This window comes from Mycobacterium sp. PS03-16 (assembly GCF_004570325.1).
In the GTDB taxonomy this organism is placed as follows: Bacteria; Actinomycetota; Actinomycetes; order Mycobacteriales; family Mycobacteriaceae; genus Mycobacterium.
Map to the genome: position 1 here is coordinate 101,280 of NZ_SPQO01000013.1, position 13,528 is coordinate 114,807.

Here is a 13,528-nt window from a genome sequence, read left to right on the forward strand (position 1 = left end):
CTCATGGCCGCCAAACCCCTTGCCGCAGCCGCCATCGCCCAACTGGAGTCCGACGGCGTCGCGACCCTGATCGGCACCGTGGTCAACCCGGCGGGTCTGGTCCACGCCAAAACCGTGCCGCTGCGCCGGATGGGCGCGTTCGCCGAACCGGGCCTGGGGGCCAGCCCTGTGTGGCACGCCTTCACCATCGACCAGTCCGGCATCGTGTTCAGCGACGCCATCAGCGTCGTCGGCGATCAACGCGTCCGCATCGACCTCGGCGGACTGCGCATCCTCGGGGACGGCCTGGCCTGGGCACCCGGTGCGTTCTTCGATCAGGACGGCGAACCGGACCCGTACTGCTGCCGCGACGCGCTGCGCCGCGTCGAGGACCGGCTGTCCGCCGCCGGACTGACCGCATCGGTGGGACACGAGATGGAGTTCATGCTCGTCGGACCCGACGGCAGCCGGCTGCCGTCGCGGCTGTGGGCCCAGTACGGCCTGGCCGGCGTCCTCGAGTACGAGGGGTTCGTCCGCGACGTCACCGACGCCGCGACCAGTTCCGGCGTGCCGATCGAACAACTCCACCCCGAGTACGGCCCGAACCAGTTCGAACTCTCGCTGCCGCCGATGTCACCGGTCGCCGCCGCCGACCTGCTGATCCTGATGCGCATCATCGTCGGCCGGGTCGCCCGCCGCTACGGCATGCGGGTCAGCCTGTCACCGGTGCCGTTCGCCGACAGCGTGGGAAACGGTGCCCATCAACACTTCTCGCTGCATCGCGTCGGCGCGCCGCTGTTCTCCGGTGGTCCGGGCGCACACGGTATGACCGCCGAGGGCGAACATGCCGTGGCCGGTCTGGTCGCCGGTCTGCCCGAGGCCCAGGGGGTGCTGTGCGGGTCGGTGCTGTCCGGCCTGCGGATGCAGCCCGGCCACTGGTCGGGTGCCTACATCTGCTGGGGCACCGAGAACCGGGAGGCGGCGGTGCGGTTCCTGCGGGGTTCACCGGGGAACGTGCACGGCGGCAACGTCGAGGTCAAGGTCATCGACCCTTCGGCCAACCCGTATCTGGCCTCGGCGGCGGTCCTGGGCCTGGCCCTCGACGGCATCGAACGAGAGCTGCCGCTGCCCATCGAGACCACCGTGGACCCGGCGACGCAGACCGACGCCCAGCGCGCGCAGTCCGGCACGGTGCTGCTTCCGGCCGGACAGGCCGATGCGCTGCGCGCGCTGGAGGGTTCGGCGCTGATGCGCCGGATCCTCGGCGACGAGGTGGTGGATTCGGTGGTCGCCGTGCGCCGCTACGAGGTCGAGAAGTTCGGCGCCCGCTCGCCCGAGGAACTCGCCGACACCTTTCGGATGGCTTGGAGCGTATGACCTCGGCGCTGGCGGAGCACCTGGCGGCCGTGCCGCTGATCGACCATCACGTGCACGGATGCCGGCTCACCGACGGGGACCGGACCCGCTTCGAGAACGGGCTCAACGAGGCCAACACCGAACCGCTGGCCGCGTTCGACTCGGGCTTCGACACCCAGTTGGGGTTCGCGGTGCGGGCACACTGCTCGGAACTACTGGGGCTACCGCGGCATGCCGAGCCCGACGACTACTGGGCGGGCCGACAGCGGCTCGGGGAGGCGGAGGTGGCGCGGCGACTGCTCCGCGCCGCCGGGGTCACCGACTGGCTGGTGGACACCGGATTCGCCTCGGGTGTGGCCGATCTCGACGAGATGGCGGCCACCTCGGGCGGCCGGGTGCACGAGATCGTGCGCCTGGAGTCGATCGCCGAGGAGGCCGTCGCCGCCGGCGATGACTATGCGTCGGAGTTCGCGCGATTGCTGGACGAGCGCTCGGCACACGCCGTCGGGACCAAGTCGATTCTGGCCTACCGCGGCGGGTTCACCGGGGAACTGTCGGAGCCGTCGCCGCTCGAGGTGCGTGAGGCCGCCGCCCGGTGGCGTGACAGCGGACCGTCCCGGCTGACCGACCGGGTGCTGCTGCGCTTCGGCCTGCATCAGGGGCTGCGGCTCGGCAAACCCCTGCAGTTCCACGTCGGGCTCGGGGACCGCGACTGCGATCTGCACACCACCAATCCGCTGTTCCTGCTTGACTTCCTGCGCGCGTCGGGGGACACCCCTGTCATGCTGCTGCACTGTTACCCGTTCGAACGCGAGGCCGGGTATCTGGCGCAGGCGTTCAACAACGTCTATCTCGACGGTGGGCTGGCGATCCACTTCCTCGGCGCGCGATCCGGCGCGTTGATCGGCCGGTTGCTCGAGCTCGCACCGTTCCGCAAGATCGTCTACTCGTCCGACGGCTTCGGCCCCGCCGAACTGCACTATCTCGGCGCATTGTTGTGGCGCAACGGGTTACGACGGGTACTGCAGGGTTTCGTCGATGCGGACGAGTGGAGCGAGCGCGATGCGGCGCGCGTCGCCGATCTGATCGCGCACGGCAACGCCCGACGCGTCTACCGGCTGGACTGACTCAGATGAGCCCGGTGGCGTCGAACACCCAGGAGGTGTCTGCGGTGGCGAGGTCCGCCAGCCACGTCGGCGGTGCGGTCGCCGTCAGACCGGACATGTCCCAGTAGTCCTTCCAGAGCGTGATCCTGCCGTCCTCGACGCGGTGCACGGTGACGAACCGCAGCAGCGCCGTCTCACCGGTGGCCCACCGCCACGTCTCGGAGTGCTCGTACATCGCGTCGGCGCCGTTGGTCAGCAGCACGCCGTCGTGGTTTTCGTACCCGGTCAACGGTTCCAGCCCGACCTTGAGCCGTTTGACGATGTCCTCGGGACCGCGCGCGGCCAGGGCCGGACCGACCGGCATGTCGGCGTAGATGCAGTCGTCGGCGAGGTGGCTCTTCACCGCGTCCCAGTCGCGCGCCGACAGTGACTTCCACAGTCCGCGCACCGCATCCTCAACCGACACTGACCATCTCCTTGTCCGGCACGGCGGGGGAGCGGTGCGCCGCCCGCAGGAAGCGGCCGGTCCGCCGCCGTCCCACGGACTCACTGGGCACGCCCTCGCGGAACACCGTGTGGCCGCTGACCAGCACGGCGCTGACCGTGGCGTTGTTGCGGTTGACCATCCGCGGCAGGCCGCCGTAGAAATCGACCGGCTCCTCGGCGTAGTGGTCGAGCGTGTCATCGAGGTGTGCCGGGTCGATCACCACGACGTCGGCCCGGTCACCGACCCGCAGGTGCCCGGCGTCGAGCCGGTACCAGTCGGCGAGCTCGCCGGTGAGGCGGTGCACCGCCTGTTCCACGGTCATGAACGGGCGGCCCGCCTTCTGCGCGTCGTACACGTGCCGCAGCAGGCGCAGACCCATGTTGTAGAACGCCATGTTGCGCAGGTGCGCCCCGGCGTCGGAAAAGCCCATCTGGATCCCGGGTTCGCGCGCCATCTTCTTCAGCACGTCGGGCCGGTGGTTGGAGATCGTCGTGCGCCAACGTAACCGGCGTCCGTGCTCGAGGACCAGATCGAGGAAGGCATCCACGGGGTGCAGCCCACGCTCGACGCCGACCTGGCCGAAGGACTTACCGACCAGCGACGCGTCGGGGCAGCCGACGATCTCGGCGTCGAAGAAGTCGCGGTGCCAGACCCGCACACCCAGTCTGCTCTCGTAGTCCTTGCGGAACCGGCGGCGGTACTGCTCGTCGCGCATCAGCGCGTTGCGCTCCACTTCGTCGCGCAGGTGCAGCGCCGCCGCGCCCGCGCCGAACTCCTCGAACACCACCAGGTCGATACCGTCGGCGTACACCTCGAACGGCACCGGCAGATGCTGCCAGCGGAAGTTGCCGCCCAGCCGGTTGACGAAGCGGGCCACCGGACCCATGGCCCGGATGGCATACGGGTTGGACTTGACGTCGGCCGCCGAGAGCAGGCTGGTCTTGAGCGGGTTGCGGAAAAGGCCGAGCGACTGCACCACCTGCGAGCCGACGTTGAGCGGGTTGGCGATGTCCGGGCCGGACTGCAGCACCCGGCCGGCCCGCCGCAGCAGCGCCTTGAGTCGGCGCAGTTCGCGCGGCCGGGCGTAGGTCGACGGCAGAGTCCGCGACCGGCACGTGTCGCCGTCGAGCTTGTCGAACAACAACTGCTGGGAGGACATCCCGACGAATCCGGCGGCCAGCGCCTGCCGCAGCATGTCCTCCATCCGCGACTGTTCGGCGCGGGTGGGCCGCTCGATCTTGCGGGTGGCGCGGTCGAGTCCCATGACGGCGGTGCGCATGTCGCTGTGCCCGATGAACGCGCACACGTTGGGTCCCAGCGGCAGTGATTCGAGCGCGTCGACGTACTCGTCGCAGGTGCGCCAGGTTTTGTGCTTGTCGACCGCGGCGATGACGTGTTCGCGGGGGATCGCCTCGACCCGGCCGAACAGGTCGCCGGCGTCGGCCCCGTCGACGTGGATGGTCGACAGCGAGCAGGAGCCGAGCATCACCGTCGTCACGCCGTGACGGAGCGATTCGGTGAGCGCCGGGCCTTCGAGGACCTCGACGTCATAGTGGGTGTGGATGTCGAGCATGCCGGGCAGCACCCACTTGCCGGTGGCATCGATGACCTGCGGGCATCCGGTGGCGTCGAGTTCGTCGGGGGTGATGGTGACGACGTGGCCGTCGCGGATGCCGATGGAGCGCACCGCCGATGGGCCGCCGGTGCCGTCGAACCAGCGGCCGTTGCGGATGATCGTGTCGTAGGTCACTCCGCCATAGAACAGGCCGCGACGGCCGGGTGTCAACAGATTTCGAAGATTGTCTACTCGAGTCCGTGAGCTGGTGATTTACTCGGCCCACGCGTCCGGTTGACGGCCGTCGAGATCGGTGAACCCGTACTCGCGGGCCAGCTGCGCGGAGGTGACCGACCGCTGGTTCCACCGCTGCCGCGCCGCGTCAGCGGCGATCGCGGCGATGCCGCGGCCGACGTAGCGGGGCGTCTCCGATTCGGCGAAGCCCGGCGGAGCGGTGGGATGGCCGGGACGGCCGGGGATCAGCGCGGTGCGCCAGGTGGCCTCGGTGACGCCGTAGTTGGCGAGCATCATCTCCGAGCGCAGCCAGCCCGGAGTGACCGCGACCGCCGTTGCGCCGTAGGGCGCGAGTTCATGCCCGTGGCTGAATGCCAGCCGGTTCACCGCGACCTTCGCCAGGTCATAGAACACCGAGAGGCGGTAGTGCGCCGCGTTGTATTCGGCCGTGCCGTCGGTGACCTCGACCAGCAGGCCACCCGGGCGGGAGACCAGCAGCGGTAGGAGGGAGTGCGAGGTGATCAGGTGGCTGTCGATGCCCAGCCGCAGGATGCGCAGGCCGTCGTCGAGGTCGTGGTCCCACATCGGACGACCCCATGTCGCCGGAGGGCCCTTGAGTGCCTCGGCGCCCCAGAGGTCGTTGACGAGGATGTCGATGTGCCCGTACTCGCGGCGCAGCCGATCGGACAGACCTCGGACCTGCCGAGCATCGAGGTGATCGACCTGGTGGGCGATGCCGCGGCCGCCGAGCTCGGAGGCGAGTTCGGCGGTGTCCTCGATGGTTTCCGGCCGGTCGTAGTCGGAGCCGGCGTTACCGGCGCGGCTGCTGCGTCCGGTGCACACGACGGTCGCGCCCGCCTCGCCGAGCGCGGCGGCGATGCCGCGCCCCGCGCCGCGGGTGGCTCCGGCGACGACGGCGATCCGGCCCTGTAGCGCGGGTGGCCGCGGATCCATGACGCGAGTATGGCGCGGCCGGGCATTCGGGGACGCCGCTTCGGCGGACGGCGCATACTCACGAAGGTGACTCCGCTACAGCGCTACATCGCCGAAGAGATCGCGACCGACCACGTCGACGGGCTGCTGTCACGCCGGGAAGCGATGCGCCGGTTGTCCCTGCTCGGATTCGGTACGGCGGCCGCGACGGCGTTGATCGCCGCCTGTGGGGACAACAGGCAGCCGGAGGTGGCGGCCCCGGTGACATCCAGCGATCCGGCCACCTCGAGCGCGCCGCCGCCCGGCTCGGAGAACGCGGTTCCCACCTCGCCGGTGACGTGGGCCGGGCCTCGCGGGGAACTGCAGGGCGCGTGGGCGCCGGCCGGGGATCCGCGCGGTGCGGTGTTGGTGATTCATGAGAACAAGGGACTCAACGACTACATCCGTTCCGTGGCTGGGCGGTTCGCCGGCGCCGGCTATTCCGCACTCGCGATCGATCTCCTGTCCGCGCAGGGCGGTACCGGGACCTTCACCGATCCGGCGGAGGCCACCGCGGCGCTGAGCAAGCTGCCGCCCGAGCAGGCCGTCGCCGACCTCAGGTCGGGGATCGACGAACTGGCCCGGCGAGTGCCCGACCGCAAGCTCGCGGCGGTGGGTTTCTGCATGGGCGGCGGGATGGTGTGGCGCCTGCTGGCGGCGGGGGAGCCGCGGCTGGCGGCCGCGGTGCCGTTCTACGGCCCGACTCCGGAGAACCCGGACTTCTCCGGATCCAAAGATGTTGCAGTTCTGGGAATCTACGCCGCGCAGGATCAGCGGGTGAATGCCACCGAGCCCGTCGCCCGGGCGGCGCTGGAGAAGGCCGGTCTGGACTTCGAACTGGTCACCGAGCCCGACGCCAACCACGCGTTCTTCAACGACACCGGCGAGCGGTACAACGCGGTCGCCGCCAATGACGCGTGGATTCGCGTGCAGGACTGGTTCAGCCGCTACGTCGCCTAGCGCAACCGCACGCGCGCGACCGGACCCGAGTCCCCGACGGCGCCGTCGGTGCGTGAGGTTTGCGGGGCGCTAGTCATCGTCTTCACCCTCATCGTCCTCACCGTCGTTGTTGGTGGTGGTGAGGTAGCGGTGGGGGTGGTGGTTGTGGTTGATGCGGTGTTGGCCGGTGTCGAGGTGGGGTGGGGGGATCCATTCGGTGCGGCCGTTGTGGCGTTGGGTGGTGTAGCCGGTGTGTTCGATGAGGTGGTTGTCGGGGTGGCAGGCCAGGGCGAGGTCGGTGATGTCGGTGCGGCCGCCTTGGGCCCAGTCTTGTTGGGCGTGGTGGGCGTGGCAGTTGTAGAAGTTGGCGGTGCAGCCGGGGCGGGTGCAGCCGAGGTCGCGGGCGAATAGGGCGAGGCGTTGGGCGGTGGTGGCGCAGCGTTTGGCGCGGCCGAGGTAGAGGGGTTCTTCGGTGTGGTCGTCGAAGACGGCGAGGTAGTGGCGTGCGCCTGCGGCGTAGCGGATGAGGTCGCGGACGGGCAGGCGGGTGCCGCCGGCGGTGCGGGCGTAGCCGGCGGCTTTTTCCAGGTCGTCGAGGGTGGTGGTGACGACGATGCTGGCGGGTAGGCCGTGGCGGGTGCCCAGGGCGCCGGACGCCAACGCGAGCCGCAGGCCGGTTTTCAGCGCGTCGTAGTCGCGTTGGCTTTTGGTTTCGCGCTCCAGCCACGGCGGTATGGGGGCGTCGGGCGGGTCCGGCGGCGCTGGCTCGGACGGGGCCGGGTCGTCGGCCACGGTGTGATCCGGGTCGTCGTCGGTCACGGTGTGATCCGGCGCGCTGTCGACCGGTGGCGCTGGTTCGTCGACTGGCTCGTTGCTGCTGGTGCCGTTGGTGTTGCCGTTGTAGTGGGCGATGAGGGCGTCGAGGAGGGCGCGGCCTTCGGGGTCGAGCAGGCCGGTCAATGGGCTCATGCCGTCGCGTTGTTGGCGGCCGATGCGGATGAAGCGTTTGCGTTGTTGTTCTTCGTAGTCGGGTTCGGCGCCGTCGGGGTCGATGCAGTCGAGGATCTGTTGGGCGGCGGCGCGTAGTTGGTCGGGGCCGAGCCGGGCGGCGAGGCGGGCCAGGGTGTTCTCGGTGTCGGTGCGGGTGGCGTGATCGGTCCAGCGGGGCAGTTCTTTGAGGAAGGTTTTGATGTGGCGGACGTGGGCGGGGCTGATGTCGCCGCGGGCCAGCGCAGCGGCGGTGGCGGCCATGTCGGGGTCGAGTTTCTCCCCGGTCAGGGTGTGGCGGGGTCCGAGGAGGGCGGCGTCGTTGATTCGGGCGGCGGCCGCGTCGGGGGCCAGGTGCAGCAGTTCGACCAGGACGTTTTTCGCTGAGGCGCCGTCGAAGTCGTGGTAGGTGAGGTTGTCGCGCAGGGCGGCGACCACGGTGTGGCCGAGGGCGTGTTGGCGGTTGAGGGCGCGTTCGTAGCGGGCGGCCAGGTGGCCGAGTTGGCGGCCGGTGAGGGTGTGGTAAGGCAGGGCGGCCAGGGCGTCGGTGGCGCGTTCGAACGCGCTCACCGTGGCGTCGACGTCCTCCCACTCCATGCCTCGAACACTAGTTCGAGGGTCCGACAAAACCGGGCCGCCGAGTGACTACAGGAACCAAAGTGAGACAGGATTTTTCGCCACATCACCCGCGGGCGACGAGCGTGCGCAGAATGCCGCGAAACACCGGCGTGTCGAGGATCAAACACGCACGCTCGCGCGGATAGGGAAGAGGCAGGGATAATGGGAGTCAACGAGGCGGTGACTGCCTGTACCCACCCTCATTTTATCGCGCACCCCGGGGCTTGCGGCAAGGCCGGGGTGCTGCTGCACAATCGCTGACCTCGACCGATACGCGGCCGAGGCGATCAAGACCAGGGAGCACATGCCCACAAGCGACCACCACGCCGAACTGCAGTCCGAACAGGACTACGTGACCGAGCTGTATGCGCGCCTCGACGCCGAACGTGCGCGCCTCACGGGTCGGCACAGCGCGGCGCTGCGCACCACCATCGACGCCCAGGACGGCGGAACGCTCGTCGCGCGCGACGCCGAGGTCCGGGCAGCGACCGACGGCCTCAAGCGCCTCGACATCGCCGACAACGGGCTTTGCTTCGGTCGGCTCGACAGCCTTGCCGGGGAGCACCTTTACATCGGACGCATCGGTCTGTCCGACGACCACCACGAGACCCTGCTGCTCGACTGGCGGGCCCCGGTGGCGCGCGCGTTCTACACCGCCACCGGCGCGAATCCGGAAGGCATGCGCCGGCGACGCCAATTTCGGACCCGCGGGCGGAGGGTGCTCGACTTCACCGACGAGATTCTCGGCCGCCCCGACGGTGCGGACGCCGACGGGCAGCCCGACGGGTCCAGCGACGCCGCCCTGCTCGCGGCGGTCAACGCGCCGCGCGGCGAGGGCATGCGCGACATCGTCGCGACCATCCAGGCCGAGCAGGACCGCATCATCCGGCTCGACCATCCGGGCGTGCTGGTCATCGAGGGCGGACCGGGCACCGGTAAGACCGTCGTCGCCCTGCACCGCGTCGCCTACCTGCTGTACACCCAGCGCAAGCGTTTCGAAACCCACGGTGTGCTCGTGGTCGGGCCGAATCCCGCGTTCCTCAACCACATCAGCCGGGTGCTGCCCTCGCTCGGCGAATCCGACGTGGTCTTCACCACCGTCGGCGATCTGGTCCCCGGTATGCGCGTCACTGCCGAGGACGCGCCGGAAGTGGCTCGGATCAAGGGTTCTCGGGACATCCTCGGCGTACTGTCGGCGGCGGTCGCCGACCGTCAGCGCCAGCCCGAAGAGCCGATGCCGATCGAACTCAACGACGTGACCGTCCGCATCGACGCCCCGACCGCCGAGTGGGCCATCCAGGAAGCGCGCGACAGCGGCCTGCCGCACAACGAGGCCCGCGACGTCTTCGCCGACATCGTGACCTACGTGCTCAGCGAGCGGGCGGTCGCCCGGGTCGGGAAGGGCTGGTTGACCCGCGAGGACGGCAACGCCTGGGAGGAGGTGCGGTCCGACCTAATCGAGGAGATCGCCGACAACGCCGGCTTCATCGCCGCGCTCGACGAACTGTGGCCCGTGCTGACCCCGCAGCAACTGCTGGCGTCGCTGTACGAATCCCACGACCGGTTGAAGGCCGCGGGCGCCGATGCCGCACTGTGGCGGGAGGACGGCGAGGCGTGGACCGTATCCGACGTGCCGCTGCTCGACGAGCTCGTCGACCTGCTGGGCCGGCATGGGCCCACTGACGCGGCCGCGGAGCGGGAACGGCTCGAGGAGGCCGCCTACGCCGAGGGTGTGCTGGACCTGATGGTCGACCGCGAGGACCTGATGGACGACGAGGACCGGCTGCTCGCCAGCGACCTCATCTACGGCGAAGAGCTGGCGGAGCGCTTCGAGGAGCGCGACACCCGCGACGTCGCGGAACGCGCGGCGGCCGACCGGGATTGGACCTACGGGCACATCGTGGTCGACGAGGCGCAGGAGCTCTCCGAGATGGACTGGCGGGTGCTGATGCGCCGCTGTCCCGGCCGGTCGTTCACCGTCGTCGGCGATCTCGCACAGCGCCGCTCCGCCGCAGGCGCGACCTCATGGGATGAGATGCTCGAACCGTACGTGCCCGGGCGCTGGCTGTACCGGACGCTGACGGTGAACTACCGCACCCCGGCGGAGATCATGACCGTCGCCGCCGCGCTGCTTCGTGAGTTCGCCCCCGGCGCAACGCCTCCGGACTCGGTCCGCGCGTGCGGGGTACAGCCGTGGGCCCGGCAGGTCACCGAGAACGAACTGGCTACCGCCATCGAGGCGTTCGTCGACGACGAAGCCCGCCGGGAGGGCACCAGCGTGGTGATCGGGCCACCCGGGTTCCCGGGCACGGTAGCGCCCGCGGACACCAAGGGCCTGGAGTTCGACGCGGTCCTGGTGGTCGCGCCGGAACAGATCCTGGCCGACGGGCCGCGCGGGGCGGCCGAACTGTACGTCGCGCTCACCCGCGCCACCCAGCGCCTCGGCGTCCTGCACCTCGGTCCGCTGCCGCAGGCGCTGGCCGGGATGGCCGGCGCGGGCACACCGGCGCGGGCCTGATCACAGCGCGGGTAGCACCTCGGCGGCCAACCGCTCCAGCTGCTCGCGGTCCTCGGCGACCGTCGCGCCGAGGGGGTTGCACAGCACCATCTCGGCGCCGGCGTCGATGACCGCGCGCAGGCCGTCGGCCACCTGCTCGGGCGGGCCGGACACCGGCACCGCCTCGATGCCCGCCATGGCACCGTAGAAGTCGTGCAGCCCGGCGAGCACCCGCTCGCGCGCCCGCGTGGGGTCGTCGTCGATCATCAGATACACCCGCTTGCCGATCGTGAAATCGGCTGCGGCGACGCCTTGTTCGTCGATCTCGCGACGCACGGTGCGTACCGCCTCGGCGAATTGCTCGGTGTTCGACGAGCCGGCGCCCAGGAACGCGTCGCCGTGGCGGACCGCGCGGGCGAGCGCGGCAGGGGCGTTGGCGCCGAACCAGATCGGCGGATGCGGGCGCTGCACCGGCTTGGGTGCGATCGGCAGGTCGTCGACGTCACGGAAGCGGCCGTGGAATGTCACGCGCGGATCGTCGGACCACGCCGCCTTCATCAACGCCAAACCCTCGGTGAAGTAGCCGACGAAGGTCTCGGGCGCCACCCCGAACGCCGCGAACTTGCGCCGGCCGCCGCCCGGTGCGATCCCCAGGTCCAAGCGGCCGTGGCTGAGCCGGTCGACGGCGGTGGCCGACGCGGCCAGCTGCAGCGGGTCGTGCAACGAGGACACCAGCACGCCGACGCCCAGCCGCAGGCGGGTGGTGCTGGCCGCAGCCCAGGCGAGCATCTCCAGCGGGGCGATCACCGGGGTGGGACCGATGGGTTGCTCCAGCACCCAGCCGCCGTGGAAGCCGAGCGCCTCGGCACGCACCAGGTAGTCACGCACCCCGTCGGCGTCGAAGCCGTCGACGTCACGCTGGGGAATCGAGATCGAGAACCTCACGCGATCACGGTACGGCGGCGCCCCCGGCCGGTTCCCGCGCGTCGGTAGTCTCGGTGACATGTTCGCTTTCCTGCCTGGCATCCCCGGTCCCGACGATGTGCGCGCCCTGGTCCGGCGGGTCGACACCGCCCGACACAAGGGCGTTCCGAACGGGGTCGTGCTCGAACTCGATCTGATGTCGGTGCCGCCCGAGACGGCCGGCTTCGATCCGTTGGCGATCATTTCGACCGGCGGCCGGCCGATGGTGCTGCGCCAGGCCGTCGCGGCGATCCACCGGGCGAAGGACGACGACCGGGTGGCGGGCCTGATCGCCCGCGTGCAGCTCACCGCGGCCCCCACCGCGCCGGTACAGGAACTGCGCGACGCCATCGCGGCGTTCAGCGCCGTCAAACCGTCGGTGGCCTGGGCCGAGACGTATCCCGGCACCCAGTCGTACTACCTGGCGTCCGCGTTTCGCGAGGTGTGGATGCAGCCGTCGGGCACCGTGGGCCTCGTCGGCTTCGCCACCAGCGCGCTGTTCCTGCGGGACGCCCTGGACAAGGCGGGTATCGAGGCGCAGTTCGTCGCCCGTGGTGAATACAAGTCCGCGGCAAACCTTTTCACGCAGGACCGCTACACCGAACCGCACCGCGAGGCCGACGAGCGGCTGATCCGGAGCCTGCAGGAGCAGGTGCTGGCCGCGGTCGCGGAATCCCGCAAGCTCGACGCCGCGGCGGTCGACGCGCTGGCCGACCAGGCGCCGCTGCTGCGGGACGCCGCGGTCAGCGGGGGACTGGTCGACCGCATCGGATTCCGCGACGAGGCCTACGCCCGCATCGGTGAACTCGTTGGCTCGAAAGGCATTTCACCCGAAACCGGCAGCGCGGACAGCGAGGACGCCCCGCCGCGGCTGTACCTGTCGCGGTACGCCCGCGCAACGGCGCCCGGATCCGGACCGTCGATCCCCGGCCGCAAGGGCAAGCCCACCGTCGCGGTGGTGACGTTGCACGGTCCGATCGTCAGCGGGCGCGGCGGTCCCGGTGTGCTGCCGCTGGGCGGTTCGAGCGCGGGCGGCGACACCATCGCCGCGGCGCTGCGGGAGGCCGCCGCCGACGAGGACGTGTCGGCCATCGTGCTGCGGGTGGAGAGCCCGGGCGGCTCGGTCACCGGGTCGGAGACCATCTGGCGTGAGGTGCTGCGGGCGAGGGAGAGCGGGACGCCGGTGGTGGCGTCGATGGGCGCGGTCGCCGCGTCGGGCGGGTACTACGTGTCGATGGGCGCCGACGCCATCGTCGCCAACGCCGGCACCATCACCGGATCGATCGGTGTGGTGACCGGCAAGCTGGTGGCCCGTGAACTCAAGGACCGGCTCGGTGTCGGCTCGGATTCGGTGCGCACCAACGCCAATGCCGACGCGTGGTCGCCCAACGCGCCGTTCACCGACGAACAGCAGGCCCATGTCGAGGCCGAGGCCGACCTGTTCTACAACGACTTCGTCGAACGCGTCGCCGCGGGCCGCGGCCTGACCGTCGAGCAGGTCGGCGACGTCGCCCGCGGACGGGTGTGGACCGGTGCCGACGCCAAGGCGCACGGTCTGGTCGACGAACTCGGCGGTCTGCGCACGGCGGTCGAGCGGGCCAAGGTGCTCGCCGGCCTGGACGCCCACGCCGACGTCCGCATCGTCAGCTACCCCGGGTCGTCGCTGCTGGAGATGCTGCGGCCGAAGCCGTCGTCCCAGCCGGCCGCGGCGTCACTGCCCGACGCGCTGGGCGCGGTGGTGGGTCGGTCGGTGCTGGGCCTGATCGACCAGGCCGAGCGGTCGCTGAGCGGCGTCACCGCGCTGTGGCTGGGCGACTACCGCTTCTGACTATCCG

General features: G+C 70.5%; 9 protein-coding genes and 1 pseudogene. 5 read left to right on the top strand and 5 right to left on the bottom strand.

What is annotated here, in order from left to right:
• Positions 1-3: 3 nt before the first annotated feature.
• Complete coding sequence (locus tag E4P42_RS13470) at positions 4-1,356, top strand: glutamine synthetase family protein (RefSeq protein WP_135126563.1); 1,353 nt, start codon at positions 4-6, stop codon at positions 1,354-1,356.
• Positions 1,353-2,462 carry an amidohydrolase family protein gene (locus E4P42_RS13475; protein WP_135126564.1) on the top strand — a complete coding sequence of 370 codons (1,110 nt, stop codon included), beginning with the start codon at positions 1,353-1,355 and terminating at the stop codon, positions 2,460-2,462. The genes E4P42_RS13470 and E4P42_RS13475 overlap by 4 nt, the downstream gene beginning before the upstream one ends.
• Before the next feature lies 1 nt (position 2,463).
• Here the strand turns inward: E4P42_RS13475 and E4P42_RS13480 are convergent, their stop codons facing one another.
• The 3 genes from E4P42_RS13480 to E4P42_RS13490 form a co-directional block, all read right to left on the bottom strand.
• Complete coding sequence (locus tag E4P42_RS13480) at positions 2,464-2,907, bottom strand: nuclear transport factor 2 family protein (RefSeq protein ID WP_135126565.1); 444 nt, start codon at positions 2,905-2,907, stop codon at positions 2,464-2,466.
• Complete coding sequence (locus tag E4P42_RS13485) at positions 2,897-4,678, bottom strand: amidohydrolase family protein (RefSeq protein WP_135126566.1); 1,782 nt, start codon at positions 4,676-4,678, stop codon at positions 2,897-2,899. The genes E4P42_RS13480 and E4P42_RS13485 overlap by 11 nt, the downstream gene beginning before the upstream one ends.
• Positions 4,679-4,756: 78 nt before the next feature.
• Positions 4,757-5,671 (bottom strand): SDR family oxidoreductase, encoded by a 915-nt coding sequence (locus tag E4P42_RS13490; RefSeq protein WP_135126567.1) that lies wholly within the window; start codon positions 5,669-5,671, stop codon positions 4,757-4,759.
• A 66-nt stretch (positions 5,672-5,737) separates the two neighbouring features.
• Between E4P42_RS13490 and E4P42_RS13495 the strand changes: the two genes are divergently transcribed.
• Positions 5,738-6,649 carry a dienelactone hydrolase family protein gene (locus tag E4P42_RS13495; protein ID WP_135126568.1) on the top strand — a complete coding sequence of 304 codons (912 nt, stop codon included), beginning with the start codon at positions 5,738-5,740 and terminating at the stop codon, positions 6,647-6,649.
• A 69-nt stretch (positions 6,650-6,718) separates the two neighbouring features.
• Here the strand turns inward: E4P42_RS13495 and E4P42_RS13500 are convergent, their stop codons facing one another.
• Entirely contained in the window at positions 6,719-8,212 is a 1,494-nt protein-coding gene (locus E4P42_RS13500) for an HNH endonuclease signature motif containing protein (protein ID WP_135126569.1), read from the bottom strand.
• 325 nt (positions 8,213-8,537) lie between these two features.
• Here E4P42_RS13500 and helR point away from each other — a divergent pair.
• Positions 8,538-10,779, top strand: a pseudogene (gene helR / locus E4P42_RS13505) (RNA polymerase recycling motor ATPase HelR); the annotation flags it as partial.
• Here helR and E4P42_RS13510 read toward each other — a convergent pair.
• The gene (locus E4P42_RS13510) at positions 10,752-11,675 is read right to left on the bottom strand and encodes an LLM class flavin-dependent oxidoreductase (RefSeq protein ID WP_135126570.1); all 924 of its coding nucleotides are present in this window, start codon (positions 11,673-11,675) and stop codon (positions 10,752-10,754) included. The pseudogene helR and the gene E4P42_RS13510 overlap by 28 nt on opposite strands.
• Before the next feature lie 58 nt (positions 11,676-11,733).
• On the opposite strand from E4P42_RS13510, the gene sppA reads away from it, so the two are divergent.
• Positions 11,734-13,521 carry a signal peptide peptidase SppA gene (sppA, locus tag E4P42_RS13515; protein ID WP_135126571.1) on the top strand — a complete coding sequence of 596 codons (1,788 nt, stop codon included), beginning with the start codon at positions 11,734-11,736 and terminating at the stop codon, positions 13,519-13,521.
• Positions 13,522-13,528: the final 7 nt, after the last annotated feature.

What these genes read in the sequence shown, in the direction of transcription:
- E4P42_RS13470 (WP_135126563.1), top strand. Translation starts at nt 4, where the DNA reads ATGGCCGCCAAACCCCTTGCCGCAGCCGCCATCGCCCAACTGGAGTCC.
- E4P42_RS13475 (WP_135126564.1), top strand. Translation starts at nt 1,353, where the DNA reads ATGACCTCGGCGCTGGCGGAGCACCTGGCGGCCGTGCCGCTGATCGAC.
- E4P42_RS13490 (WP_135126567.1), bottom strand. Translation starts at nt 5,671, where the DNA reads ATGGATCCGCGGCCACCCGCGCTACAGGGCCGGATCGCCGTCGTCGCC.
- E4P42_RS13500 (WP_135126569.1), bottom strand. Translation starts at nt 8,212, where the DNA reads ATGGAGTGGGAGGACGTCGACGCCACGGTGAGCGCGTTCGAACGCGCC.
- sppA (WP_135126571.1), top strand. Translation starts at nt 11,734, where the DNA reads ATGTTCGCTTTCCTGCCTGGCATCCCCGGTCCCGACGATGTGCGCGCC.